The sequence below is a fragment of the Arthrobacter wenxiniae genome (assembly GCF_013376105.1).
Classification (GTDB): Bacteria; Actinomycetota; Actinomycetes; order Actinomycetales; family Micrococcaceae; genus Specibacter; species Specibacter wenxiniae.
In genome coordinates, this window is sequence record NZ_JAAMFM010000003.1 from 49,083 (window position 1) to 75,952 (window position 26,870).

Consider the following 26,870-nt stretch of genomic DNA (forward strand, 5'->3'; position numbering starts at 1 on the left):
GGCGGACGGCACGGGCGGGTGGCGTCAGGGGCGGGTGGCGTCAGGGGCGGGTGGCGTCAGGGGCGGGTGGCGTCAGGGGCGGGTGGCGAGCCAGATCAGTGTCAGGGTGACGAGGAAGCCGGTCAGGTAGTTCAGCCACAGGAAGCGTTTCCAGGCGGCGTTGGTCCCGGCCGACGTCGCGTCGGTGACCCCAAGGCAGGGGGCGATGTTGAGCAGGTAGGGCCCGGCCAGCACGGCCGCAAACGGCGCCGCCGTCCCGAGCATCAGCACCCCGGCGCCGGCGTAGGCGGTGAACGCAAACCAGGCCGTGAACCGGGCCCCCAGCACCGTGCCGATGGAGGCCAGCCCGCCGTCGCGGTCCGGCACGATGTCCTGCACCGCGCCAAAAGCGTGGCTGGCCATCCCCCAGAGGAAGAACGCCCCCAGGAACGCCCAGATGCCGGCCGTGAACGGGGCCTGGGCGAGCGCCAGGCCGTAGACGGCGGGTGAGACAAAGTGCGTGCTGGAGGTCAGCGAGTCCAGGAACGGGCGCTCCTTGAACCGCGGACCCGGCGCGCTGTAGGCAACCACGGCCAGGAGCGAGACCGCCAGGACAAGGTTCGCCACGGCCCCGCCCTGCGTGGCGAGCACCACGACGAAGGGGACGGTGGAGACGGCGGCGGCCCACAGGATGGTGCGGTGGTGCCGGCGGTCCAGCACCGCGCCCTCCACCCCGCCCTTGCGCGCATTGAGCAGGTCGGACTCGTAGTCAAAGACATCGTTGATGCCGTACATGGCCAGGTTGTAAGGCCCCAGGAAGAAAAAGGTTCCCACGGCCCAGAGCCAGTCGATCCGACCCGTCGCCAGAAAGTAGGCCGCCGCGAACGGGTAGGCCGTGTTGACCCAGGACACAGGCCGGGAGGTCACCAGCAGGTTCTTCATTTGGGCCTTTCCCGGGTGAACAGCAGCCAGAGGCCGGGCAGGAGCAGGGCCGCCGCGGCCGGGTACGCGAAATCCTCGACGGGCGCCAGACCCACACGGGCGCCGGCGAGCGCGTGCCCGGCGTAGCCGAACAGCCCCGAGCCGATCATGAGGTTGTCGAAAACGCCCGTCAGGACCACCAGCACCACCAGGGTGGCGGCGACGCCGGCCACCGGCCGCGAGGTGCCGCGCCCGGGCGTGCCGCGCGCCGGGAGGCCGAGCCTGGGCTTGCCGCGCCGTCGGGCCAGGGCCGCGAGCAGCACGGCGAGCGCCGGGACCAGGAACAGTGCGTTGAGCTGGGCGTAGTTCACTGGGGTCCCCGCCCGCCGGCCAGCCGTTCCCGGAGCCGCAGCAGGCGCACCGCGCCGGTAAACAGGATCATGGTCTGGTAGCACAGGAACAGCAGGAAGAAGGCCTCCTCCAGGGGCAGCCCAGGACCCAGCATGACGCCTGTCATGAGCGGGGACTGCCGGTGCAGGAAGATGCCGGCCGCCAGGGCGGAGATGTCCCAGGCCAGGAAGAACACCGTGCCAAGGAGCAGCACGGCCGCCGCCGGCCCGGGCCGGGCAAAGAGGAACAGTTTCCAGCGGGCATCAAGCAGGGCCATGCACACGAGCAGGAGCAGCAGGATCAGCAGATAGCTCATGCGGCGCCCGCCGCCACGGCGCCCGCGGACGCGGCCACACCGGGCTCCGGCAGCGGCCCCGCCGAGCGGTCGCCCCTGACGGCCTTGAGGACGATCTCGGCGCTGATCATGCACAGCGGCACGCCGATGCCCGGACGCACGGAACTGCCGGCATAAAACAGCCCCTCCACCTTGGCATTGCCGTTGCCCGGGCGCAGGAAGGCGCTCTGCCGCAACGTGTGCGCCAGGCCCAGCGCGCTGCCGCGCCACGCGTTGACGTCGTCCTGAAAATCCGCCGGGCCGTAGCTGCGCCGCACCGTGATGCGCTCGGCGAGGTCCGGCGTCCCCGTCCAGGCGGCGAGCTGGGCGATGGCGGCGTCGGCGACCCTCTCCACCACCGGCGAGCCGCCGCCGTCGGGCCCGCCCTTGCCCCATGACGGGAGGGCCGGGGCGGGGATCAGCAGGAACAGGTTCTCGCCGCCGGCCGGGGCCACCGTGGCGTCCGTGGCACTGGGGCGGCAGACGTAGATGGAGGTGGTGTCCGCCAGGTCCCGGCCGTCCGCGATGCGGGCAAAATTGTCCTGCCAGTCGTCGGTGAACAGCAGGTTGTGGTGGGCCAGCCGCGGCAGTCCGCCCCGGACGCCCAGGCAGAGCAGGACCGCGCTGATGCCGGGGTCCGCCCGCCGCCACTTCCTCGCCGGCTGCGTGCGGAGCGCCTCCGGCAGCAGGGCCGTCTCCACGTGGTGCAGGTCCGCCGCCCCCACCACGATGCGTGCCGGCGTGCGCTGTTCGACCCCGGCCGCGTCCACCCAGGCGACGGCCTCGCACCGGGCGCGCTTGCCGGCCGGGCCGGTCACGATGCGCGTGGCGGTGGCCCCCGTGACGATGGTGACCCCCGCCCGGCGGACCACCCGCTCCAAGGCGTCGACGACGGCGGCAAAACCGCCCTGCGGGTACAGCACGCCGTCCTGGAGGTCCAGATGGCTCATCAGGTGGTAGAGCGCCGGCGCCTTGTAGGGGCTGGTCCCCAGGAACACGGCCGGGTAGCCCAGGATCTTTTGCTGCAGCGGGTTCGGGAACCGGGAGGCCACGAAGGAGTGCAGGGACCGGGTCAGCAGTTGCGCCAGCCGCGGCGCCTGGCGCAGGACGGCCGGCGCGGCCAGGCCGCGCAGCGTGCCGAACGGGTCGTACAGGAAGTGCCTTTTGGCCAGCGTGTAGGCCAGTTTGGCGGAGTCGAGGTAGCCGTCCAGCCGCTCCCCCGACCCCCGCTCGAGGGAGTCGAACAGGTCCCGGGCCGCCGCGCGTCCGGTGTGGACGTCGACGGGGGCCTCCGTCCCCGCGTCCCAGAGCCGGTAGGCGGGGTCCAGGCGGGTCAGCTCGAGCTCGGCGGCGGCGCTGGTGCCCATCATCGCGAACCAGTGGTCGATCACCTCCGGCATCAGGTACCAGGACGGGCCGGTGTCAAAGGTGAAGCCGCCCTGTTCCCAGCGGCCGGCCCTCCCGCCCAGGACGGCCTGCTTTTCCAGCACCGTCACGGCGTGGCCGTCCCGGGCCAGCAGGCCGGCGGCGGCCAGCCCGGAGATGCCCCCTCCGATGACGACGCACTCCGTGGAATCGGGCTGCTGCCACGGCATGCCCCTTGCCGCCCTGCGGGAGGTCAAGCCGGCGTAGGGCAGCGCCCGCCGGAGCAGTTGCAGGCGCCGGTTCATCGGGACACCGCCGCGCCGGCCCGGAAGCCGCCCTGCACGAGGGTGCGGCGGTTGCCAGCGCACACGGCCAGCGCGATGCAGGCCTTCTGGACGGCGGGGACCCTGACGCGCCGCCGGGGCAGTTCCGCGGCCGGAACGTGCTCCAGCTTCGCCGCGAGGGCCAGGAAGAGGTCGTGGGCCAGGCGCACGGCCCGCCTGGCCGGCGGTGCCAGGTAGCCCATTCCGGCCTTGGCCACGGCCAGGTCGCGGCGGATCTCCGCCAGAAGCTCCCGCTTGTCCCGCTCGGTGAGTCCCTCCGGCCCCACGCCGGGAAGATAGCTGCGCCCCAGGTCGGCGCTGTCCGCCCCGACGTCCCGCAGGAAGTTGACCTTCTGGAAGGCGGCGCCCAAACTGCGGGCCGAGCGCACCAGCTCCTCGTCGTGGCCGGCGCTGGCGCCGTCCATGGCCCGGAAGACCTGCAGGCACATCAGTCCCACCACTTCGGCGGAGCCGTAGATGTACTCGGCCAGGGTGTCGGGGGAATGGGAGTCCACGTCCAGGTCGGTGCGCATGGACGCAAAGAACGGCCTGGTCAGCGAGGTGTCGATGGCGGTTCGCCGGGCCGTGGCGGCAAAGGCGTGCACCACCATGTTGGTGCTGTAGCCGGTGGCCAGCGCCTGCTCCGTTTCGCGCTCCAGCCGGTCAAGCTGCGCACAGACGCCGGCCGGGTCGAGGCCGGCGGCGCGGGCGGCGCCGTCGACCAGTTCGTCAGCAACCCGGACCAGCGCGTAGATGTTCTCGATGTCCCGGCGCGGCTGGGCGCCCAGCAGCCAGCACGCCAGCCCGAACGACGTCGAATAGCTCCCGATCACCACCCCGGCGCTGCGCGAGGCGGTTTCGGAGTAGCGGGTGAGGGGGTCGGTTCCCATGGTCAGCTCCTTCTGGTCAAGACGTAGTCGCAGATCTGCCGCAGTTCCACCCGCAGGGATGCCGGCAGCTGCAGGTCCTCGGCCCGCCCCAGTGCCTGGGCCACGAGCGTCTCCGCGAGGTTCACGGCGTAGCTCTCCGCGCCCAGGTCCCGCAGCACGGCCCGGACCTCCGCGACGTCCTGGACGCCGCCGCGGAAGGCCTCCAGCGCCGCCGCAAAGGCTTCCGAGCCCTCCGCGAACGTGGTGAGGATGGTCCGCTTGCCTTCCCTCAGGTCCGACTCGACCGACTTGCCGGTCACGGCCGGCTGGCCAAAGGTGCCCAGCACGTCGTCGATGAGCTGGTAGGCCACCCCGATGTCGCGCCCGACGTCGGCGAGCGCGTCTGCCGTGCCGGGCGGTTCCCCCGCCAGCAGGGCCCCGGCCCGCAGGGGCATTTCAAAGGAGTAGACGGCGGTCTTCAGGCGTTCCATGTTCAGCACCTGCGGCAGCCCGGGCGGGGCGCTGCGCAGGGAGAACAGCAGGTCGTCGAGCTCGCCGGCCGCGGCGGCGAAGAAGGCCTCGTGGATGGTCGCCACGATGGCGCCGGCGTGGGCCCGGCCCGCGCCGGCCAGCGTGGCCAGGCGCACCGCGCCGGTCAGCAGCAGGTCCCCGGCGATGATCGCCGCCGAGTAGCCGGCATGGTCGGCGTCGGCGGGGGTGTGGCCCTGCGCCAGGGCCGCGTCGCGGTAGACGGCGCCCAGGTTGCCGGAACCGCGCCGCACGAAGTCACGGTCGATGACGTCGTCGTGCACCAGCAGCGCGGCGTGCAGCATCTCGAAGGCCGCGGCCAGTTCGGCGCAGGCCGTCCGGTCCCGCCCGCCGAAGGCCTCGTAGCTGACGTAGACCAGCTTCGGCCTCATCAACTTCCCGCCGGTGACGGTGCCGGCCATGTGTTCCCAGAGGGCGCTGAAGGAGGGGGAAAACGCGGCGGCCCGGCGGCGCTGCGCGGCAAAATGCTGGGCCAGGAGGGCCTTGACCTGTCCTTGGAAATCGTCCCAGGCCACGGGCGCGCGGGTGTCCTCGGGGGGCGCGGCATCCGGGCTCCCGTCCCTGGGCGCGTACAGCGTGGCACCGCGGCGGGCGGTCTGGCTCTGATCAGTGACTGGCATGGCTGTGCTCCCTTAGTTGTCGCTGGGTGGGGCTGGCGGTTCTCCGGTCTGCTGTTCCAGCACGGCAACCCGGTGGTTCATGGAGGAGACCACGCTGTCCAGGAAGTCGACGATGACCCGTTGGCCGTCGTCGTCGTAGCTGCGCACCTTGGAGTCGACCTCCAGGATCATGGGCATGATCTTTTCCATGGTCCGGCGGATCGAGTCCTCGCTGGGACTGATCTGCCAGCGGCGCCTGTCGGTCGGGTGCGGCGTGCGCTCGGCGTGCCCCTTGGCCACCAGCCGGTCGATGACGGTGGTCGTGGCGGCGGCCGTCAGGTGCAGCGCCTGGGCCAGTTCCCCCGGCGACATGCTCCGCTGCTTGAGCAGGTGCTGCATCGCCTGGAAGTCGGTCTCGTTGAGGTCCATCTGGCGCCGCATCATGAACTCCATGACCTCGTTCAGCACCAGGATCTCGCGAATGAGCACGGAGGCCCGGTGCATCGGCGCCGGGGGACGCCACCTGCTGGCATCGTCCATAACGTGTCCCTCATTCCTTCATAATAAGAAAATCTAATTACATAATGATGGAGGAAGGTGCGTTTGTCGAGTGGAAAGTTGGATGCCGTGGCCATCATCGCCGTAGCAGGCGCCACCGGGTACATCGGCGGCCGGCTGGTCCCGCTGCTGCTCGACGCCGGCGCAGAGGTGCGCGTGCTGACGCGCCACCGGGACAAGCTGCGCGACGTGCCGTGGCGGGCCCAGGTGGAGATTGTCGAGGGGTCGATGGAGGATGCCGCCACAGCCCGTGCGCTGTGTGAGGGCGCCGACATGGTGTACTACCTGGTGCATTCCATGTCCGGCAAACGGCAGGCTGCGGGCGCCTTTGAGAGGGTCGAACGCCGGTGCGCGCTGAATCTGGGCCGGGCGTCCCGCGACGCCGGCGTCAAGCGCCTCATCTACCTCTCGGGCCTGCACCCCCAGGGCGAACTGAGCCGGCACCTGGCCTCCCGCACCGAGGTGGGGGAAATCCTGATGGCATCCGGCACGCCCACGGCCGTGCTGCAGGCGGGGCTGGTGATCGGCTCGGGATCCGCCAGTTTTGAAATGGTCAGGCACCTCACCGACGTCCTGCCCGTCATGCCGGCGCCGCGGTGGGTCCTGAACAAGGTCCAGCCAATTGCCATCCGCGACGCGCTGCACTACCTCCTCGGCGCGGCACGGCTCCCCGCGCAGACCAACAGGACCTTCGACATTGGGGGCCCGGAGGTGCTCAGCTATGCGGAGATGATGCGCCGCTATGCCGACGCCGCAGGGCTGCGCCGCCCGCTCGTCGTCCCCCTGCCGGTCCTCACGCCGTGGCTGGCCGCGCAGTGGGTGAACCTGGTGACGCCGGTCCCCCGGAGCCTGGCGGTGCCGCTCGTGGAATCCCTGCAGCACGACTGCGTGGCGCAGGAGCAGGACATTGCCTGCCACATTCCGGAACCCGACGGTGGCCCGACCCCCTACGGGCGCGCCGTGCAACTTGCACTGCACAAGATCGAAGCCGACACCGTGGAAACCACCTGGGCCACCGCCCACGCGCTCAGCGCCCCCGCCGAGCCGCTGCCCAGCGATCCGGAGTGGGCCGGGTTGACGGTCTTCATCGATGAACGCAGCAAGGCCCCCAACGCCTCCGCCAGCCGGGTTTGGGCCGTCGTGGAAGGCATCGGCGGCGAGAACGGCTACTACTCACTGCCCGTCGCCTGGGCCATACGCGGCTGGATGGACAAGGCCGCCGGCGGGGTGGGGCTCTCGCGGGGCCGGCGGAGCAACCAGCACCTCCAGCTCAACGACGCCGTTGACTGGTGGCGGGTGGAGACCCTGGAACCGGGGCGGCTGTTGCGGCTGCGGGCGGAAATGATCGTACCGGGCCGCGCCTGGCTGGAATTTGAAGTCTCTCCTGTGGCACCGGCCGACGTCGGCTCCGCAGAAGGCGGCAGCATCTTTCGCCAGCGCGCCATCTTCCTCCCGCGGGGCCTGTCCGGGCGCCTGTACTGGCTGGCCGTGCTGCCCTTCCACGGCATCATCTTCAAGGACATGGCCAACCGCATCACGGCGGCCGCCGCCCGCCCCTGACCCAAGGCACGGGCAACGGCACCTGGCGTGGATGTCGCCTGCGCCGCCAAGAAGACGCCCGTGGGGCACGTCCTGGCGACGCTGTGCGCCGGGGCCGCCGCCGTCATCGGCTCGGTCCTGGGACTGGTGTGCGGCTCGCTCGGTGCGCAGTCCGCGCCGGGCCGCTTCACGACGGTGTTGGCCGTGGTTCCGTGGGGCCAGGTGCTGCTGGGGGTGCCCGCGGCCGCCTGTCACCGCGACAATTGCCGCCGCTCCCGCATTTTGCCGCCAGTAGACCTGCGGCAAAATGCGGGAGCGGCGGCAATTACTGCAGCTGGACCAAATTTCAGCTGGTGCAGGCCTGCCGAGGGTTATCCACAGAACCCGGATTGCCCCTGTTTTGGCACAGACCCTGATGACACGCTGGGAGGCATGAACAAACCGCACCTTATCCTTCCGGCAGATTTGAGACTGGTTGGACAGGACTCCAGGAAGCTCGCCCAGCTCAAGAACAAGGGAGAGCTGGTGCGCATCCGTCGGGGCGTCTACACGAAATCCGACGACTGGAACAGTTCCAGTCCGGCGCAGCAATATGGGCTCCGTGCTTCGGCGTTCCAGGCGCTGGCACCGCGCCAACCCGTCCTGTGTCATGCAACCGCAGCACGCCTGTGGGGACTGTGGATTGTCGGACTGCCGTCAAAGCTGCACGTGGTGACGGAGACCGCCACCAGCGGACGCAACAACAATGGGGTCATGCGTCACCTTGGATCGCTGACCAACGGCGTCGTGCAGTGCGGTCCGTTCCTGCTTACCGACAAGCCGACCACCACCGTGGCACTGGTCAAGGAGTTGTCGTTCCCTTTTGCGGTCGCTGTCTGTGACTCCGCCCTGCGATCCCCCGAGGCCGGCCAGGCTGTCAACGAATTCACGGCCGCTGGCTCCGGGCCCGACCTCCATGAGCCGTCATGGGAAACAGACGGCCCACAGGGACAGGCCGTTTCGGTGGACGGTCTGCGCGCGGCCGCCGGCCGTCTCGGCAGCAGGGCAGCCCGCGAACGAACCTTGGCGGTCATCAACTTTGCCTCGGACCTGTCCGGGTCTGCAGGTGAATCCATCAGTCGCGCCAAAATGTTCCAATTCGGATTTCCCGCACCAGTGCTCCAACAACCGTTTGTCCTGCGTGACGGCAGAAAGGCAAGAGTCGACTTTTGGTTTGAGGAACAACGGGTCGTCGGCGAATTCGACGGCAAGGGCAAGTATCTCCGCGCCGACTGGGGTGCAGGCATGTCCATCCAGCAACGAGTGATGAAGGAAAAGGCCCGTGAGGACCAGATCCGCGCCCAGGGCGTCGGGTTTGTCCGTTGGGAATGGAAGGAAATGATGAACCGTCAGCAGTTCATCCACTTGTTGCGCCAAGCCGGGCTGCCCCAGAAATGACGTGCCCCGGCAAATATTGCCGCCGTTCCCGCATTTTGCCGCAGGTCTACTTGCGGCAAAATGCGCGAACGGCGGCAATTCCGGGTGGTGGACGCTACGCCTCGGCGGGTTCCTCGTACTTGGGGAAGATCGGCGCCGGGGCGGGCAGGACTGTTCCGGGCACCAGGGGCACCCCAAAGGCAGCGAACTGGCGGATGGCGTCGTCCCGGGAAGCACCCTGGCCCAGGACCGTCAGCAGCTTCGCGGCGGCGTCCGGCATGACCGGCTGGACCAGGATGGAGACCATGCGCAGCACCTCGAGGGTCACGTACAGCACCGTTTCCATGCGGGCCACATCCGTCTTGCGCAAAACCCACGGGGCCTGGTCGGCAAAGTAGGCGTTGGTGTCACCCAGGACCAGCCAGATCCTCTCCAGCGAGCCGTGGAAGTCCTGGACCGCGTACGCCGCCCGGGAGTGCTCCAGCAGCGCGCCGGCCGCGGCCAGGATCTCCGAGTCCGCGGCCGTGAACGCACCCGGAACCGGCACCGTGCCGGAGCAGTTCTTGGCCACCATGGACAGCGAGCGCTGGGCCAGGTTGCCGAGGTTGTTGGCGAGGTCGTGGTTCATGCGACCCACCACGGCGTCGTGGTTGTAGGAGCCGTCCGCGCCGAACGGGACCTCGCGGAGCAGGAAGAAGCGCACCTGGTCCAGGCCGTACTGCGCCACCCAGTCGGCCGGTGCCACCACGTTGCCCAGGGACTTGGACATCTTCACGCCGTTGTTGTGCAGGAAGCCGTGGATCATGACGCGCTTGGGCAGCTCCAGCCCGGCGGACATGAGGAACGCCGGCCAGTACACGGCGTGGAAGCGGGAAATGTCCTTGCCGATCACGTGCAGGTCGGCCGGCCAGAACTTCTGGAACGCCTCCGAGGACACGTCCGGGTAGCCCACGCCGGTCAGGTAGTTGGTTAGCGCGTCGACCCACACGTACATGACGTGCTTGTCGTTGCCCGGGACCGGAACGCCCCAGTCGAAGGTGGTGCGGCTGACGGAGAGATCCTCCAGGCCGCCCTTGACGAAGCTGACGACCTCGTTGAAGCGGGTGCGCGGGGCGCCGAAGTCGGGCTGGTCCGCGTACAGGGCCAGCAGCCGGTCCTGGTAGTTGGAGAGGCGGAAGAAGTAGCTTTCCTCCTCCGTCCAGGTCAGCTCGGTGTCCGTGACCTTGGAGTAGCGCTTGCCGTCCTCGCGCAGTTCGGTCTCGTCCTCGCCGTAATAGGCCTCGTCGCGGACCGAGTACCAGCCCTCGTACTTGCCCAGGTAGATGTCCCCGGCATCCTCCATCTTCTTCCAGATGGCCTGCGACGCCGCATAGTGGTCCGCGTCCGTGGTGCGGATGAAGCGATCGTAGGTGATGCCGAGCGCCGCATGGGCTGCCTTGTACACGGCGGCGTTGCGGTCAACGAGCTCCTTGGGGGTGATGCCTTCCTTCTCGGCCGCCTGCGCGATCTTCATGCCATGCTCATCCGTGCCGGTCAGGAACATCACGTCGAACCCGTCCAGGCGCTTGAAGCGGGCCATGGCGTCGGTGGCGATGTACTCGTAGGCATGCCCGATGTGCGGAACACCGTTGGGGTATGTGATGGCGGTGGTCAGATAGTAGGGCGTCTTGGCCGGCTCAGTTGAGGTCACCCTACGAATTTACCGTGAACCGTCCAAAATCACCGCTTCGCGTCCCACCGGCCCAAAGCGTTAACGTTCGACGCCGGCACCTGGGTGGGATGTACATCCCACCCAGGTGCCGGCGTCGTTCGCGGACCGGGGTTTCGACAAGCTCAACCAGCGGCAGGCTCAACCAGCGGCAGGCTCAACCAGCGGCAGGGGCGTCAGTCCTCCAGGTCGACCTCGCGGGTCACGGTGGCGCCGATCTCGGTCTTGATGGACTCGAGCACGCCCTGCGGGACGGAGCTGTCCACCGTGATGAGGGCCAGCGCCTGGCCGCCCTCGCTGTGGCGGGCCACCTGCATGCCGGCGATGTTCACGCCGTTCTCTCCCAGGAGCCGGCCCAAAGTTCCGACCACACCGGGACGGTCCGCGTAGGAGATGACCAGGAGGTGGTCGCTCATCGGGATTTCCAGCTCGTAGCCGTTGACGCCAACGATCTTCTGGATCTGCTTCGGGCCGGTCAGGGTGCCGGAGACGGAGATCTGGGAATCGTCGGAGAGCGCGCCGCGGATGGTGAGCACGTTGCGGTAGTCGGCGGACTCGAGCGTGGTGATCAGACGGGTGTTGATGCCGCGCTGCTCGGCCAGGATGGGGGCGTTGACGTAGGAGACCTGCTCGGAGACGACGTCCTTGAACACGCCCTTCAGCGCGGAGAGCTCCAGGGCCTTCACGTCCAGGGCGGCTATCTCCCCCGCGACCTCGACGTCGATCTGCGTCACCGAGGCGTGGGTCAGGGCGGTGAAGATGCGGCCCAGCTTCTCGATCAGCGGGATGCCCGGGCGGACGTCGGCGGCGATGACGCCCCCGGCGACGTTGACGGCGTCGGGCACCAGCTCGCCGGCCAGGGCCAGGCGGACCGACCTGGCCACGGACACGCCGGCCTTTTCCTGCGCCTCATCGGTGGAGGCGCCCAGGTGTGGGGTGACAATGACGTTGTCCAGCCCCAGGAAGTCGACGTCGGTGGCGGGCTCCTTGACGAAGACGTCAATCCCGGCGCCGGCGATTTCGCCGTCGCGCAGGGCCGTGTTGAGTGCTGCCTCGTCCACCAGGCCGCCGCGGGCGACGTTGATGACATAGGAGGTCTTCTTCATTTTTTTGAACGCTTCGGTGCCGATCATGCCGAGCGTTTCCGGGGTGCGGGGCATGTGGATGGTGACGAAGTCGGACTGTTCCAGCAGCTCGTCGAGCGTCACCAGCTGCACGCCCAGGCTGGCGGCGCGGGCGGAGGTGACATAGGGGTCGTAGGCGATGACCTCCATGCCGAAGGCCTTGGCGCGCTCGGTGATGAGCGCGCCAATGCGGCCCAGGCCGATGATGCCGAGCTTCTTTTCCAGCAGTTCGGTGCCCGTGTACTTGGAGCGCTTCCACTCGCCGTTCTTCAGCGCGGTGCTCGCGGCCGGGATGTGGCGGGCCAGGGAGAGGATGTGGCCGATGGTCAGTTCGGCGGCGGAGACGATGTTCGACGTCGGCGCGTTGACCACCATGACACCGGCCTGCGTGGCGGCCTTGATGTCCACGTTGTCCAGCCCCACGCCGGCACGCGCAATGACCTTCAGGTTCTTCGCGGCCGCGATGGCCTCGGCGTCGACCTGGGTGGCGGAACGGACCAGGATCGCGTCGGCGTCCACAATGGCGGAGAGCAGCTGGGCGCGGTCGGACCCGTCCGTCTGGCGGATCTCAAAGTCAGGGCCCAGCGCCTCGACCGTGGCGGGTGAAAGTTCCTCTGCGAGGAGTACGACTGGCTTGGTGGCGCTCACCTATGACCTCTTTAGCTCTCGGGGATGTTCTGGTGGGGATTTTGGTGAAGGGTGCGGCAGTTGTGCATTAAGACAAAAAAGCCGGACTCCAGTTTATGGGAGCCCGGCTTCCTTGCCGTAACAATTGGCCGGGGCGGCGACGCAAGCGACGCCCGTCACACGGCCGGGGGACGAGCGCTACCGGGCGACGGAACCTTCGGTGTAGTCGTCGTCGGACTTGATCCAGGAGAACAGCTTGCGCAGCTCGCGGCCGGTGGCCTCGATCGGGTGGTCCTCACCCTTCTTGCGCAGGGCCTTGAACTCCGGCGCGCCGGCATCCTGGTCGTCGATGAAGCGCTTGGCGAAGGCCCCGTTCTGGATGTCCGCGAGGACGGCCTTCATGTTTTCCTTCACGTCGGGGGTGATGACGCGCGGGCCGGAGACGTAGTCGCCGTACTCCGCGGTGTCGGAGACGCTCCAGCGCTGCTTGGCGATGCCGCCCTCGACCATGAGGTCGACGATCAGCTTGAGCTCGTGCAGCACCTCGAAGTAGGCGACCTCGGGCTTGTAGCCGGCCTCGGTCAGCGTCTCGAAGCCGTACTGGACGAGCTGCGAGGCGCCGCCGCAGAGCACTGCCTGCTCGCCGAACAGGTCGGTCTCGGTCTCCTCGGTGAAGGTGGTCTCGATGACGCCGGCGCGGGTTCCGCCGATGCCCTTGGCGTAGGACAGCGCCAGTTCGCGCGCCTTGCCGGAGGGGTTCTGTTCGACGGCGATCAGGTCCGGCACGCCGCGCCCGGCCTCGAACTCGCGGCGCACGATGTGGCCCGGGCCCTTGGGTGCGACGAGGGCGACGTCGACGTCGGCCGGCGGCTGGATGTAGCCGTAGCGGATGTTGAAGCCGTGGCCGAAGAAGAGCGCGTCCCCGGCGTTGAGATGGGGGGCGATGTCCTCTGCGTACACGAAGCGCTGGACCTGGTCCGGGGTGAGGACCATGATCAGGTCCGCCTCCTTGACGGCGTCGGCGACGTTGAGGACGCGCAGGCCCTCGGCCTCGGCCTTGGCGCGGGACTTGGAGCCTTCCTTGAGGCCGACGCGGACGTCAACGCCGGAATCGCGCAGGCTCAGTGCGTGTGCGTGGCCCTGGCTGCCGTAGCCGATGACGGCAACCTTGCGACCCTGGATGATGGAGAGGTCTGCGTCGTCGTCGTAGAACATGTCGGTCACTGTGTAACTCCTTGAATATGTGATGTGTGCTGCTGAGTTTTCACTACGTTGAAATTCACTGCGTTGCATGGCCGCGGGCGGCCGCAACTGCGCTGGGCAACGCTGCGCTAGGAGGCGCGGAGCGCCCGGTCGCTCATGGAACGGGATCCCCGCCCGATGGCCAAGGTGCCGGACTGCACGATCTCGCGGATGCCGAAGGGCTCGAGCACGTTGAGCAGTGCCGTGAGCTTGTCCGGATGGCCGGTGGCCTCGATGGTGAGCGAGTCGGTGGATACGTCGACGACCGAGGCGCGGAAGAGGTCTGCGGCTTGGGTGACCTGCAGCCTCGTGGCGGCATCCGCACGTACCTTGACCAGGATGTGGTCCCGTTGCACGGAGTTCTCTGAAACAAGTTCAACAATCTTGATGACGTTGACCAGTTTATTCAGCTGTTTGGTGACTTGTTCAATCAAGTCGCCATCGGCATCGACCACCACGGTCATCCGGGACACCCCGGCGACCTCGGTGGGGCCGACGGCCAGGGAATTGATGTTGAACGCGCGGCGGGCGAACATGCTGGCCACGCGGGTCAGGACGCCGGGCTTGTCCTCAACCAGGACGGAAAGGGTATGGCGTGTCATCTCTAGTCCTCTTCTTCCCACACCGGGGTCATGTTGCGGGCAACCTGGATCTGGTCGTTGCTGACGCCGGAGGGGACCATCGGCCACACCATGGAGTCGGGGCTGACCACAAAGTCGATGACGACCGGGCGGTCGTTGATGGACAGCGCCTTTTCAATGGTCGCGTCGAGGTCCTCCACGCGCTCGCAGCGCAGCCCCACGCACCCGTAGGCGTCCGCGAGCTTCACAAAGTCCGGGACGCGCATGGAGTCATGGCCCGTGTTCAGGTCGGTGTTGGAGTAGCGGCTGTTGTAGAAGAGCGTCTGCCACTGGCGCACCATGCCGAGTGAGGAGTTGTTGATGATGGCAACCTTGATCGGGATGTCGTTGATCCGGCAGGTGGCCAGTTCCTGGTTGGTCATCTGGAAGCAGCCGTCACCGTCAATGGCCCAGACCACGCGGTCGGGGTTGCCCACCTTGGCGCCCATCGCCGCGGGCACCGAATAGCCCATGGTGCCGGCGCCGCCGGAGTTCAGCCAGGAGTGCGGGCGCTCGTACTTGATGAACTGGGCGGCCCACATTTGGTGCTGCCCGACGCCGGCAACGTAGACGCCCTCCGGGCCGGTCAGCGCGCCGATGCGCGAGATGACGCGCTGCGGGGACATGAGGCCGTCTTCCGGCTCGGTCCAGCCCAGCGGGTAGGTGTCGCGCAGGTTGCCCAGGAACGCCCACCAGTCACTGAGGTCCGGCGCCCCGTTGGCCTCGAACTCGGCCTTCACGGCGGCGGAGAGGTCCGGGATGATCTCCTTCACGGAGCCCACGATCGGGACGTCGGCGGTACGGTTCTTGGAGATTTCCGCGGGGTCGATGTCCGCGTGGATCACCTTCGCGTGCGGGGCGAAGCTGCTGAGCACGCCGGTGACGCGGTCGTCAAAGCGGGCGCCCAGGGTGATGAGCAGGTCCGACTGCTGCAGCGCCGTCACGGCGGAGACCGTGCCGTGCATGCCCGGCATGCCGACGTGCAGGCGGTGCGAATCCGGGAAGGCGCCGCGGGCCATGAGCGTTGTGACGACCGGCGCGCCCGTCAGCTCGGCCAGCTCCATGAGTTCCTTGGACGCGTGCGACTTGATGACGCCGCCGCCCACGTACAGCACGGGCTTCTTCGCCTCGCGGATCAGCCTGGCGGCCTCGCGCAGCTGCTTGGAGTGGCCGCGGAACACGGGCCGGTAGCCGGGCAGGTCGATGACCGGCGGCCAGGAGAAGGTCATCTGGCCCTGCTGGGCGTCCTTGGACACGTCCACCAGGACGGGGCCGGGGCGCCCGGTGGAGGCGAGGTGGAAGGCCTCGGCCAGGACGCGCGGAATGTCCTGGGCGTTGGTGACCAGGTAGGAGTGCTTGGTCACCGGCATGGTGATCCCCACGATGTCCGCCTCCTGGAAGGCGTCCGTTCCGATGACGGCGCTTGACACCTGGCCCGTGATGGCCACCATCGGCACCGAGTCCATGTGGGCGTCCATGATGGGCGTGACCAGGTTCGTTGCGCCCGGGCCGGAGGTCACGATGCACACCCCGACCTCACCGGTGACCATGGCGTAGCCCTGGGCCGCGTGGCCGGCGCCCTGTTCGTGGCGCACCAGGACGTGGTTGAGCGAGGAGGCCATGAGGGGGTCGTAGGTGGGCAGGATCGCCCCGCCGGGAAGCCCGAAGACGTCCTTGACGCCAAGCTCTTCAAGTGAACGGACAAGTGCCTCGGAGCCGGTCATCTGCACGGGCGCCACAACATTGTTGGGACCTACGACGGCGGTGGCCGGGCCTGAGGGGCTGGCTGCGGCGGCGCTGCTGCCTGCGGCCGCCCCATGCCCGTGGGACTTGGCGGCCATCAGCGCTGGGCTGGCGGGCTTTCCTTTACTCATCGGTTCTTCCTTTGCGGAACTCGTGCTCTTGGTACTTCCAGGGTGTGCGTAAAGTTGGGTGGTCTCACGCAGTGTTACGAGTTGCCATGCTGTGGTGGAAACAAAAAAACCCCTCAGCCGTCAGGCTCTCATCGAGGGGTTTGCACGTGTTGCGACGTTCTCTTCATTGTTTGTCAGAGGGTCATGGCCTTATGGTGTGGCCACTTTGCGTCACGCGCTAGCTAATGACGACTACGAGCTTCATATGCATGTCTGTAGTCTCCCGTTTTCCTGACCGGGGTGTCAAACAGCCCGCAGGCCCATCTCATTATGTGGACACATGGTCCACTCTGTGGTCAAGGCCGGTGGATGCCGCCGGTGCTAGCCGCACCAGGCGCCCGTGGAGGCGCTGTTGACCAGCTTCGCGTACTTGGCCAGCACGCCCGAGGTGAACTTGGCCGGCAGCGGCTTCCAGCCCACCTTGCGCGCCTCCAGTTCAGCGTCGTCGACCAGGAGATCGAACGTCCGGGCGGCGATGTCCACGCGGATCTTGTCGCCGTCGCGCACAAAGGCGATGGGTCCGCCGTCGGCCGCTTCCGGGGCAACGTGGCCTATGCACAGGCCGGTGGTGCCGCCGGAGAAGCGCCCGTCCGTGAGCAGCAGCACGTCCTTGCCGAGGCCGGCCCCCTTGATGGCGCCGGTGATCGCGAGCATCTCGCGCATGCCGGGGCCGCCCTTGGGGCCCTCGTAGCGGATGACGACGACGTCGCCGGCGTGGATTTCGCCGTTGTCGAGGGCGTCCAGGGCGCCCTGCTCGCGCTCAAAGACGCGGGCGGTGCCTTCGAAGACGTCCAGGTCGAAGCCCGCGCTCTTGACGACGGCGCCCTCCGGTGCGAGCGAGCCGTGCAGGATGGTGATGCCGCCGGTCTTGTGGATCGGGTTGTCCAGGGCACGCAGCACCTTGCCGTCCGGGTCCGGCGGGTTGATCTCGGCCAGGTTCTCGGCAACCGTCTTGCCGGTGACGGTGAGGGCGTCGCCGTGGAGGAGTCCGGCGTCGAGCAGTGCCTTCATGATGACGGGCACCCCGCCGATCTTGTCGACGTCGAACATCACGTAGCGGCCGAAAGGCTTCAGGTCGCCCAGGTGAGGGATCCTGTCGCCGATGCGGTTGAAGTCCTTGAGCGTCAGGTCCACGTGGGCCTCGCGGGCAATGGCGAGCAGGTGGAGGACGGCGTTGGTGGAACCGCCGAACGCCATGGTGACCGCGATGGCGTTCTCGAAGGCCTTCTTGGTCATGATGTCGCGGGCCCGGATGCCCTGTTCCAGCAGGTGCACCACGGCCTCGCCGGACTTGCGGGCAAACATGTCGCGGCGGCGGTCGGCGCTGGGCGGCGCGGCCGAGCCGGGGAGGGACATGCCCAGGGCCTCGCCGATGCACGCCATGGTGTTGGCCGTGTACATGCCGCCGCAGGCACCCTCGCCGGGACAGATGGCCCGTTCGATGCTGTCCAGGTCCTTCAGGCTCATCTTCCCCGCGGCGCAGGCCCCCACGGCCTCGAAGGCGTCGATCAGCGTGACTTCCTTCTCCGTGCCGTCCTCCAGCTTGGCGAAGCCGGGCATGATGGAGCCGGCGTAGAGGAACACGCTGGCCAGGTTCAGGCGGGCCGCGGCCATGAGCATGCCGGGCAGGGACTTGTCGCAGCCGGCCAGGAGCACGGAGCCGTCCAGGCGTTCGGCCATCATGACGGTTTCCACGGAGTCGGCGATGACTTCCCTTGAGACCAGGGAGAAGTGCATGCCCTCGTGGCCCATGGAAATGCCGTCGGAGACGGAGATGGTGCCGAACTGCATGGGGAAGCCGTCCGCGGCGAACACACCCTCCTTGGCGCCCTGGGCCAGGCGGTTCAGGGAGAGGTTGCAGGGGGTGATTTCGTTCCAGGAGCTGGCGACGCCGATCTGCGGCTTGCGGAAGTCGTCGTCGCCCATGCCCACGGCGCGGAACATGCCCCGGGCCGGGGAGGCGTGGATCCCGTCGGTGACGACGCGGCTGCGGGGCTTGATGTCCGGCTTGCCGTCTGCCGTCCGGACAATGTCATCTGCTGCATTGGTCTCCACGCTCATGGGGGCAGTCTATGACGGCATTCACGGCGCGGCCAGCCTTGGCCTGGTTCCGGTCACAGGGCGGACTCGTGGGCCGCGGACTCTTGGGCGGCAGACGGCCGCGGTTGCGGGCGGGCGGCTGCGGGCGGGGTGCTTTTTCGGCAGTCGTGCAGCGGCCGTCCGTGCGAGCCCGGATCCGCGCCGCCTCCGCGCCGCCCGAAAACGCCTTCATTCCGGGGCTTCCGCCCGCACCGCTGGTGATCTGCACCGCAAACGAACTTTCCGATTTCACACTCACTCAAAAACCATGTAATGTTTCATGTCGTTGCGGGGAACACATCGGACACAAGCCGGCGTGGACCACTGCAGCGCGAAGATGCACCTCTAGCTCAATTGGCAGAGCAATTGACTCTTAATCAATGGGTTTCGGGTTCAAGTCCCGAGGGGTGCACAGTTGAGGAACGGCCTCCGGTCCGCTTAGGCGGACCGGAGGCCGTTCCGCTTTCCGTGACGTTGCCGAACAGAATGAGTGAATGTCGACCCATTCCACCGAGAACGGGGCGAACCCGCGACTTCTCCGCGAGAACGGTGCCAACCCGCGAGCGCCCCGACAAGATACACCGCACATGCGGTCTGGCCCCTGTTTCGGTGAATTCAGGCTCAGTGGCGGCGGCTTGGCCCCGTTCCCGACGCCGGGACAGGGACGGCCCGCGGCGTGGCACCCTTCTCGCGTTGCCGCGCGACGCCGGGCCGCGGCACATCACCGGGCAGCGAACCCCGCATCCCGTCAGCCTGCCCAACGGGCACGATGCCACGTGCGCTGGGGTTGGCCGTTTCGGCCCGGGGTACACGGCAGTGCTCGGAGCTGACACCAATGCCACCGGGACGCCAAATCCGGATGCGGCGAATTTGGCAATTTGCGGCATGGGCAATTTAGCCGCCCGGGGCAACTGGCCTAGGCTGAAGTGACAAGCAACCATGACCTGCGCGGCGCTGTCCCCAGCGGCCGGAAGCACGAGCCGGCGGGCGGTTCCTGTTTCGACCCGGGCCACCCGCAATCACGCATCCGGCGGGCGTCAAACGGCACACCGCCACCCTGTGGGGTCCGGCCCGCGCGGCGCCAACCGGGCACCGTCCGGGCGCGTCCGGCCCGCGCGGCGCCAACCGGGCACCGTCCGGGCGCATCCGGCCCGCGGCGCCAACCGGGCGCCGCGCGCCACAGCACCAGCCAAGAAGGAGTCACCATGTCCGAACGCCTTGTCCCCGGCGACACCGCCCCCGCCTTCAGCCTGCCCAATGCGGGCGGCGGCACCACATCCCTGGCGGACTTCAAGGACCAGAACGTGGTGGTCTACTTTTACCCCGCGGCGTCCACGCCCGGCTGCACCAGGCAGGCCTGCGACTTCCGGGACAACCTGGCCTCGCTGAAGTCGGCCGGATACCAGGTGGTGGGCATCTCCCCTGACCCCGTGGCCAAGCTCGCCAAGTTCACCGCCACGGAAGAGCTCACGTTCCCGCTGCTGTTCGACGAGGACCATGCCGTCGCCGAGGACTATGCGGCGTGGGGCGAGAAGAAGAATTACGGCAGGACCTACCGGGGGTTGATCCGGTCCACCATTGTGGTGGACGGCGGCGGCAAGGTGGCGGCGGCCCAGTACAACGTTCGCGCCACCGGCCATGTGGCCAAGCTGCGGCGGGATTTGACGATCGACAAATAGCCCGGGTCTCGACGCGCTCGCGGGGCCCGCTGCTCGAGCACCGGAACAGCAATGCCCGACCCCCGGATCGGCAATGTGTGCGCAAGAGGGGACTTGAACCCCTACGCCCGAAGGCACAGGTACCTAAAACCTGCGTGTCTACCAATTCCACCACTCGCGCTGGCAACAACAGATCATACTACCCGCCCATCCGCCCGCGGGGACCGAACACAACCGCAGGCGGCCGTTGCCAAGCAACAGCCGTTAGGATGAGTGGCTGATGGAATCCGCAGTCCTAAAGGAGAATGCCCCCGTGCCATCCCAGGCCCGCCCACGGCGCAGGCCGCGCCTGCGGGCAGCGGCGATTGCCGCCGTCGTGCTTCTGGGCGGCACGGCCTGCACGGGGTCCCCGGGTCCCGACCCGTCAAGCACGACGCCGGCCACCCGGCAGGGCGCCCCCGTCACCTTTCGCTTTGGCACGGGGGCCGACCCCGCCGGCCTGGACCCGGCGCTTGTAGCGGACACGGAGTCGTACCGGGTGACGCGGCAGGTCCTGGAGGGGCTCGTCACGAACGATCCCGTGAACGGCGCGCCGGCCCCGAGCCTGGCCACGTCGTGGAAGGAACTGGGCGACGGGCTGTCGTACCGGTTCAAGCTGCGCGGCGGCGTCACCTTCCAGGACGGCACCCCCTTTGACGCGCAGGCCGTCTGCACCAACTTTGAGCGCTGGTACACGCTGCCCAAGTCCACCCGCGGCGACGGCTCCGGGACCATGTTCAAGCAGGTGTTCCGCGAATTCTCGGACCAGCCCAAGGATTCGATCTACGGCGGCTGCACGGTGGACGGCCCCCTGGGCGTGACCCTGCGCCTGAAGATGCCGCTGACGGGCTTCCTGCAGGCCCTGACACTGCCCGCGTTTGCGATCTCCTCCCCCGCCGCCCTGGAAAAGGGCACCGCGAACACCCTGAACCAGACGTTCTACGGCAACAAGGTCTCCAAGTACGCGCTGCATCCCGTGGGGACGGGCCCGTTCATGTTCACGTCCTCCGCACCGGGAACCGTGACGATGACCGCCAACCCGAAGTACTGGGGTGAGAAGGGCCAGATCCACACGCTCATCTTCGCCACCTACGATGAGCCCGAGACCCGGCTGGCCGCCTTGGAGGAGGGCACCTTGGACGGCTTTGACCCGGTAACGCCGGCCAACTTTGACAAGCTGGTCAAGGCAGGCAAGCAGGTGCTCCAGCGCGATCCCTTCTCCGTGATGTATGTGGGGATCAATCAGGCCGTGCCGGTCATGAAGGATTTGAAGGTGCGCGAGGCCATCGCCGCCGGCATTGACAAGACCACGCTGGTCAACGACTTCTTCATCGCCGGCACGGCGGCCACGGGACAGTTCATCCCGCCCAAGCTCAGCGGCTTCAACAACGCCGTCCCCGGCATCCCCTTCGACCCCGTCAAGGCCAAGGAACTGCTGAAGTCCTCCAGCTACAAGGGCCAGGAAATCAAGTTCTACTACCCCACCAACGTCACCCGGACCTACCTGCCCACGCCGGAAAAGGTCTATGCGGAAATCGCGCGCGAGCTGACGGCCATCGGCTTCAACATCAAGCCCGTGCCGATCGCCTGGAACGACGGCTACGTCAAGGCCGTCACCAGCCCCGGCGACCACGCGCTGAGCCTCATGGGCTGGAACGGCAGCTACGCCGACCCGGACAACTTTGTGGGCCCGCTCTTTGGCGCCCCCAACGGCGAACTGGGCCTGCAGGACCCCCAGCTCGTTTCCAAGATCACCCGCGCGCGCAGCCTCCCGAACGGCCCCGACCGGACGGCCGCCTACGACGCCATCAACAAGCTGATCGCCGCCACCGTCCCCGCCGTGCCGATCGCCCTGCCCATTTCCGCCATCGCCCTCTCCGACACCGTGGCCGGCTACCCGCTCAGCCCCGTGCTCAACGAGGTGTTCAACCACGTCACGCTGACCCCGCCCGCCAAGTAGCCCTCCTGATGAACGACGCCGGGTGCCCGGCCGGTCGCCGCGCGGCACCCCGGGCCGGCCTCCCCTGTGACGCAGCTCCCCTGATTTACGCAACCAGCACCTGCCGCGATACGCTTCTACAGCTAGGAAGAGCCTCTATTCGGAGTTGACTGTGACCTTCATCTCGACCACCAAAGACGCTGACGTCGTTCTCATCGGAGGCGGCATCATGAGCGCCACTTTGGGTGCAATGCTCAAGCAACTCGAACCGACCTGGAACATTGTGCTGTTTGAGCAGCTGGGGCAGCCGGGCCTTGAATCCTCCAGCCCGTGGAACAACGCCGGCACCGGCCACTCCGCGCTCTGCGAACTGAACTATTCGCCACAGGCCAAGGACGGCACCGTTGATCCGGCAAAGGCGCTGAACATCAACGAACAGTTCCAGCTCTCCCGCCAGTTCTGGGCCCACATGGTGGACAACGGCCTGGTCGGCTCCCCGAAGGGTTTCATCAACACCGTCCCGCACATGAGCTTTGTCATTGGCGAAGCGCACCGGAAGTTCCTCAAGGCCCGGCACGCCGCGCTAAGCAGCAACCCGCTGTTCGCGTCCATGGAGTACTCCGAGGACCCCGCCCAGATTGCCAAGTGGGCGCCCCTGGTCATGAAGGGACGCGACCCCCGGGAAAAGGTGACCGCCACGCGGGCCGCCGAGGGCACCGACGTCGACTTTGGCGCCCTGACCCGCGAGCTCATCGGGTACATGGACGGCCACGGCGTCGAGGTCAACTACAACACCTCCGTCACCGACGTCGAACGCACTCCCGACGGCCAGTGGGACGTTTCCACCAAGCACCGCGCCTCCGGCGAACGCGGGCGCATCCAGGCCAGGTTTGTGTTCATCGGCAGCGGCGGCGGAGCCCTGCACCTGCTCCAAAAGTCGGGCATCCCCGAGGGCAAGGGCTTTGGCGGCTTCCCCGTTTCCGGCCAGTTCTTCCGCTGCACGGATGAAGAAATCGCGTCACGGCACAGCGCCAAGGTCTACGGCCAGGCCTCCGTGGGCGCCCCGCCCATGTCCGTCCCGCACCTGGACACCCGGTACGTGGGCGGCAAGCGGTCCCTGCTCTTCGGCCCGTACGGCGGCTTCTCCACGAAGTACCTGAAGACAGGCAGCTACCTTGACCTGCCCGGCTCCATCCGGCCCGGCAACATCATCCCGATGCTCGCCGTCGGCAAGGACAACCTGGACCTGGTGAAGTACCTGGTCAGCGAGGTCACCAAGTCCCACGCCGGCAAGGTGGAGGCGCTCCACGAGTACTTCCCCGGCGCCGACGGCAAGGACTGGGAACTCATTACCGCCGGGCAGCGCGTGCAGATCATCAAGAAGGACGCGAAGAAGGGCGGCATCCTGCAGTTCGGCACCGAGGTCATCACCTCCGCCGACGGCACCATCTCCGCCCTGCTCGGCGCCTCCCCCGGCGCGTCCACGGCCGTGCCGATCATGCTGCAGCTGCTCCAGCGCTGCTTCCCGCGCAAGTTCAAGCTGGAATGGCAGGATTCGCTGCGCGGCATGATGCCCACCTACGGCACCAAGCTCAACGAGAACCCGGAACTGTTTGAGAAGACCCTCGCCTCAACGGCTCAATCCCTGCAGCTGCAGGACGCGGCCCTCTAGCTTCCTGCCCGGCAGAACCGGCAGAACCCGCAGGACCTGCAGGACCCGCACGGCCCAACGGAACCGGCATAACGCAGTGGGAGTGTATTGATGTTTCGTTTGGCACGGATGTCCCTGGGCAACCGGGCGTTGATCGCCTTGATCACCATCTTCGGGGTGGTGTTCGGCGTCATCACGCTCGGCTCGCTCAAGCAGGAGCTGATCCCCTCCATCGAGTTCCCGCAGATCACGGTGGTCTCCTCCATGCCCGGCGCCTCGCCGGAGGTGGTGGACAAGCAGGTCGGCGCCCCGCTGGAGGCCGCGCTCAACGGCGTCGAAGGCCTGGAGACGAGCACGTCCACCTCGCGCAGCGGCGTCTCCACGATCAACCTGTCCTTTGCCTACGGCACCAACCTTGACCGCGCCCGGAACCAGATTGACCGGGCCATTTCCAACCTCGCCCCGAGCCTGCCCGACGGTGTCCAACCGCAGCCCATTGCCGGCAGCATCGCCGATTTCCCCATCGTCTTCCTGGCTGTTTCCTCCGACCAGGGCCTGTCCGCGCTGAACACCAGCCTCCAGGGGACCGCGGTGCCGGCACTGCTGAAGATCGACGGCGTCCGCAGCGCCGACATTACCGGCGCCAACTCCCAGCACATCGCCATCGTCCCGGACGCGGCCAGGATGGCTGCCGCCGGAGTCAACGCCGTCACCATCACGAATGCCCTCAAGAACAACGGCACGCTGGTCCCTGTCGGCTCCCTGAACGACAACGGGCTGACGCTGCCCATCCAGGCCGGCAGTCCCGTTGACTCGCTTGACGCGATCAAGGCCCTGCCGCTGTCCGGCGGCAAGGACCATGCCGCCCCGACCATCGGCTCGGTGGCCAGCGTTGCCCTGGCGGACGATCCCACCACCTCCATCACGCGCACCGACGGCAAACCCACGCTGGCGCTCTCCATCACCAAGACCCCCGCCGCGGATACCGTGACGCTGTCCCACGCGATCAGCGCCTCGCTGCCGCAGATCCAGGCCTCCCTGGGCCACAACACCAGGTTCACCACCGTCCTGGACCAGGCGCCGTTCATTGAAAAGTCCATCCACGACCTCACGCAGGAGGGCCTGCTGGGACTTGGCTTCGCCGTCGTGGTGATCCTGGTGTTCCTGCTTTCGGTCCGCTCCACCCTGGTCACGGCCATCTCCATCCCGCTGTCCCTGCTGGTGACATTCATCGGGCTGTGGGCCACCGGGTATTCGCTGAACATCCTGACGCTGGGCGCGCTGACCATTGCCATCGGCCGGGTGGTGGACGACTCCATTGTGGTCATTGAAAACATCAAGCGGCACATGAGCTACGGCGAGGACAAGCTGGCGGCCATCCTCTCCGCCATCCGCGAGGTGGCCGGGGCCGTGACCGCGTCCACGCTGACCACGGTGGCTGTGTTCCTGCCCATCGCCTTTGTGGGCAGCCTGGCCGGGGAGCTGTTCCGGCCGTTCGCGCTCACCGTGACCTTCGCGCTGGTGGCCTCGCTGCTGGTCTCGCTGACCATCGTGCCGGTGCTCGCGTATTGGTTCCTGAAGTCCCCCTCCCCGTCGGGCGCCGCGTCGGGCGACAGGGATGGCACCCCGTCCGGATCCCGGGACGACGCCGGAACGGCCTTGGGCGGGCAGGCGCTGCTGCGCGCAGTGGAAGGGAAGGAGCGCTCGTCCTGGCTGCAGCGCGGCTACCTTCCCGTGCTCGCCAAGACCCAAAAGCACCCCGTGTACACGCTGCTGGCCGGCGTCATCGTCCTTGGGGCCACGCTGGCCATGACGCCTCTGCTGCCCACCAACCTGCTGGGCGACACCGGGCAAAACAGCCTGACCGTCACCCAGAAAATGCCCGCGGGCACCAGCCTGGACGTCACGGACGCGGCAGCAAAAAAGGTGGAGGCCGCGCTGGCCCGCATTGACGGGATCCAGGACGTGCAGGTCACCGTCGGAAACAGCTCCGGCGGCTTCTCCGCGCTGCGGTCCTCCGGCGCGTCCAGCGCCACGTTCCAGGTCATCACCGATCCCAACGCGGACCAGGTGGCGCTGCAGGACACCGTCCGCGACGCGGTGGCCCAGGTCAAGGACGCCGGGACCATTGCCCTGGGGTCATCCGGCGGCGGCTTCGGCACCTCAAGCTCCGTGGACGTCACGGTGAAGGCGGGCACCGGCGTCGCGCTTCAGGACGCCTCAGACGCATTGGTGAAGGCCATGACCGGCCTGCCGGGGGCGCAGTCGGTTGCAAGCAACCTCTCCGGGGCACAGCCGGTGGTGCAGGTCAGTGTGGACCGGGCCAAGGCCGTTGCGGCGGGGCTCGACGAATCGCAGATCACCGGCCTGCTCGCGGCCACCGTCAGCCCCCTGCCGGGCGGGACGGTGCGCATCGACACCACCGATTACAAGGTCCAGGTGGGTGTCGGGCGGACGTTCGACTCGGTCGCCGCCCTCGCCGCGGCCCGGATTCCCACCCCGGCCGGCCCCGTGCCGCTGAGTGCCTTCGCCACGGTGAAGCAGGTGGACACGCCCCTGACCATCACCTCCTCCAACGGGCAGCGGACGGCCACCGTTTCCGTCACGCCGGATGCCAACTCGCTGGGCACGCTGAGCGCCGAGGTGCAAAGGAAGATCGATTCCGTGAAGCTGCCGCCCGGCGCCGTTGCCACGATCGGCGGGGCGGCAACACAGCAGGCGGATTCGTTCCGGCAGCTGGGCCTGGCCATGCTGGCGGCCATCGCCATTGTGTACGTGATCATGGTGGCCACGTTCAAGTCGCTCATCCAGCCGCTGATCCTGCTGGTCTCCATCCCGTTTGCGGCGACGGGCGCCATCGCGCTGCTCCTCATCACGCGCGTGCCGCTGGGGCTGGCGTCGCTGATTGGCATGTTGATGCTGGTGGGCATTGTGGTCACGAATGCCATTGTGCTCATTGACCTGATCAACCAGTACCGGCGCCCCTCCGGCGATCGGCCGGCCATGAACGTGGCGGACGCCATTGAACACGGCGCCCGGCAGCGCCTGCGCCCGATCCTGATGACGGCGCTGGCCACCATTTTCGCCCTGACGCCGATGGCCCTGGGCGTGACGGGCGGCGGCGGGTTCATCTCGCAGCCGCTGGCAATCGTGGTGGTGGGCGGGCTGGTGTCCTCCACGCTGCTGACGCTGGTGCTGGTGCCCGTGCTGTACCGGCTGGTGGAGGGCCGCAAGGAACGGCGCGCCCTCCTGAAGGCGCTCCAGGTGGTGCACCGGCCGGCGCCGCCAGGGGGTTCCGGCACCCCCGGACCTGAGTACCGGGACTGGACCACGGGCGCCATCCCGAAGGTCCGCGGCCGCCGCGCCGCGGACTGACCCCGCCCATTCAACTGTGACGCACCTGTTGCTGTTTTCACGCCTGTTGTCAG

General features: G+C 67.9%; 19 protein-coding genes and 2 tRNA genes. 7 read left to right on the forward strand and 14 right to left on the reverse strand.

Translation table 11 applies throughout. From position 1 onward, the window contains the following. Nucleotides 1-72: 72 nt before the first annotated feature. The 7 genes from G6034_RS03390 to G6034_RS03420 form a co-directional block, all read right to left on the reverse strand. A complete protein-coding gene (locus G6034_RS03390) occupies nt 73-921 on the reverse strand; it encodes a prenyltransferase (protein ID WP_176633702.1) in 849 nt (282 codons plus the stop codon). After that, nucleotides 918-1,271, reverse strand: a complete 354-nt coding sequence (locus G6034_RS03395) for a lycopene cyclase domain-containing protein (RefSeq protein WP_176633703.1) — start codon at nt 1,269-1,271, stop codon at nt 918-920. The genes G6034_RS03390 and G6034_RS03395 overlap by 4 nt, the downstream gene beginning before the upstream one ends. Further along, nucleotides 1,268-1,606: a lycopene cyclase domain-containing protein gene (locus G6034_RS03400; RefSeq protein ID WP_176633704.1), complete on the reverse strand. Its 339-nt coding sequence runs from the start codon at nt 1,604-1,606 to the stop codon at nt 1,268-1,270. The genes G6034_RS03395 and G6034_RS03400 overlap by 4 nt, the downstream gene beginning before the upstream one ends. Beyond that, entirely contained in the window at nt 1,603-3,219 is a 1,617-nt protein-coding gene (gene crtI / locus G6034_RS03405) for a phytoene desaturase family protein (RefSeq protein ID WP_176633852.1), read from the reverse strand. Before crtI ends, G6034_RS03400 begins: the two co-directional genes overlap by 4 nt. Before the next feature lie 71 nt (nt 3,220-3,290). After that, a complete protein-coding gene (locus G6034_RS03410; protein WP_176633705.1) occupies nt 3,291-4,202 on the reverse strand; it encodes a phytoene/squalene synthase family protein in 912 nt (303 codons plus the stop codon). A 2-nt stretch (nt 4,203-4,204) separates the two neighbouring features. Further along, nucleotides 4,205-5,350: a polyprenyl synthetase family protein gene (locus G6034_RS03415; protein WP_176633706.1), complete on the reverse strand. Its 1,146-nt coding sequence runs from the start codon at nt 5,348-5,350 to the stop codon at nt 4,205-4,207. Nucleotides 5,351-5,362: 12 nt separating this feature from the next. Then, nucleotides 5,363-5,869, reverse strand: coding sequence for a MarR family winged helix-turn-helix transcriptional regulator (locus tag G6034_RS03420; protein ID WP_176633707.1), 507 nt, complete (start codon nt 5,867-5,869; stop codon nt 5,363-5,365). Nucleotides 5,870-5,926: 57 nt separating this feature from the next. On the opposite strand from G6034_RS03420, the gene G6034_RS03425 reads away from it, so the two are divergent. Together G6034_RS03425 and G6034_RS03430 are read left to right on the forward strand one after the other, a co-directional pair. Then, entirely contained in the window at nt 5,927-7,447 is a 1,521-nt protein-coding gene (locus tag G6034_RS03425; protein ID WP_343037921.1) for an SDR family oxidoreductase, read from the forward strand. A gap of 60 nt (nt 7,448-7,507) precedes the next feature. Beyond that, nucleotides 7,508-8,863 carry a type IV toxin-antitoxin system AbiEi family antitoxin domain-containing protein gene (locus tag G6034_RS03430; RefSeq protein ID WP_176633708.1) on the forward strand — a complete coding sequence of 452 codons (1,356 nt, stop codon included), beginning with the start codon at nt 7,508-7,510 and terminating at the stop codon, nt 8,861-8,863. Nucleotides 8,864-8,957: 94 nt separating this feature from the next. Here G6034_RS03430 and metG read toward each other — a convergent pair whose 3' ends face one another. The 6 genes from metG to ilvD form a co-directional block, all read right to left on the reverse strand. Beyond that, on the reverse strand, nt 8,958-10,532 hold the full coding sequence (gene metG / locus G6034_RS03435; protein WP_176633709.1) for a methionine--tRNA ligase: 1,575 nt from the start codon (nt 10,530-10,532) through the stop codon (nt 8,958-8,960). A gap of 194 nt (nt 10,533-10,726) precedes the next feature. Beyond that, nucleotides 10,727-12,322, reverse strand: coding sequence for a phosphoglycerate dehydrogenase (serA, locus tag G6034_RS03440; RefSeq protein WP_176633710.1), 1,596 nt, complete (start codon nt 12,320-12,322; stop codon nt 10,727-10,729). A gap of 177 nt (nt 12,323-12,499) precedes the next feature. Further along, complete coding sequence (gene ilvC / locus G6034_RS03445) at nt 12,500-13,525, reverse strand: ketol-acid reductoisomerase (RefSeq protein ID WP_176633711.1); 1,026 nt, start codon at nt 13,523-13,525, stop codon at nt 12,500-12,502. A 107-nt stretch (nt 13,526-13,632) separates the two neighbouring features. Then, nucleotides 13,633-14,145, reverse strand: a complete 513-nt coding sequence (gene ilvN / locus G6034_RS03450; RefSeq protein WP_176633712.1) for an acetolactate synthase small subunit — start codon at nt 14,143-14,145, stop codon at nt 13,633-13,635. A 2-nt stretch (nt 14,146-14,147) separates the two neighbouring features. Further along, nucleotides 14,148-16,037, reverse strand: a complete 1,890-nt coding sequence (locus G6034_RS03455) for an acetolactate synthase large subunit (RefSeq protein ID WP_176633713.1) — start codon at nt 16,035-16,037, stop codon at nt 14,148-14,150. A gap of 360 nt (nt 16,038-16,397) precedes the next feature. Further along, nucleotides 16,398-18,137 (reverse strand): dihydroxy-acid dehydratase, encoded by a 1,740-nt coding sequence (gene ilvD / locus G6034_RS03460; protein WP_176633714.1) that lies wholly within the window; start codon nt 18,135-18,137, stop codon nt 16,398-16,400. 357 nt (nt 18,138-18,494) lie between these two features. On the opposite strand from ilvD, the gene G6034_RS03465 reads away from it, so the two are divergent. Then, a tRNA-Lys gene (locus tag G6034_RS03465) sits at nt 18,495-18,567 on the forward strand. Between the two features lie 793 nt (nt 18,568-19,360). Continuing rightward, a complete protein-coding gene (gene bcp / locus G6034_RS03470; RefSeq protein WP_176633715.1) occupies nt 19,361-19,834 on the forward strand; it encodes a thioredoxin-dependent thiol peroxidase in 474 nt (157 codons plus the stop codon). Nucleotides 19,835-19,912: 78 nt separating this feature from the next. On the opposite strand, the gene G6034_RS03475 is transcribed toward bcp, so the two are convergent. Next, nucleotides 19,913-19,994 (reverse strand) — tRNA-Leu (locus G6034_RS03475). Nucleotides 19,995-20,093: 99 nt separating this feature from the next. On the opposite strand from G6034_RS03475, the gene G6034_RS03480 reads away from it, so the two are divergent. The 3 genes from G6034_RS03480 to G6034_RS03490 all read left to right on the forward strand — a co-directional run bounded on the left by G6034_RS03480 (nt 20,094) and on the right by G6034_RS03490 (nt 26,817). Then, nucleotides 20,094-21,812: an ABC transporter substrate-binding protein gene (locus tag G6034_RS03480; protein ID WP_176633716.1), complete on the forward strand. Its 1,719-nt coding sequence runs from the start codon at nt 20,094-20,096 to the stop codon at nt 21,810-21,812. A gap of 151 nt (nt 21,813-21,963) precedes the next feature. Further along, on the forward strand, nt 21,964-23,463 hold the full coding sequence (locus G6034_RS03485; protein ID WP_176633717.1) for a malate:quinone oxidoreductase: 1,500 nt from the start codon (nt 21,964-21,966) through the stop codon (nt 23,461-23,463). Between the two features lie 90 nt (nt 23,464-23,553). After that, complete coding sequence (locus tag G6034_RS03490; RefSeq protein WP_176633718.1) at nt 23,554-26,817, forward strand: efflux RND transporter permease subunit; 3,264 nt, start codon at nt 23,554-23,556, stop codon at nt 26,815-26,817. Nucleotides 26,818-26,870: the final 53 nt, after the last annotated feature.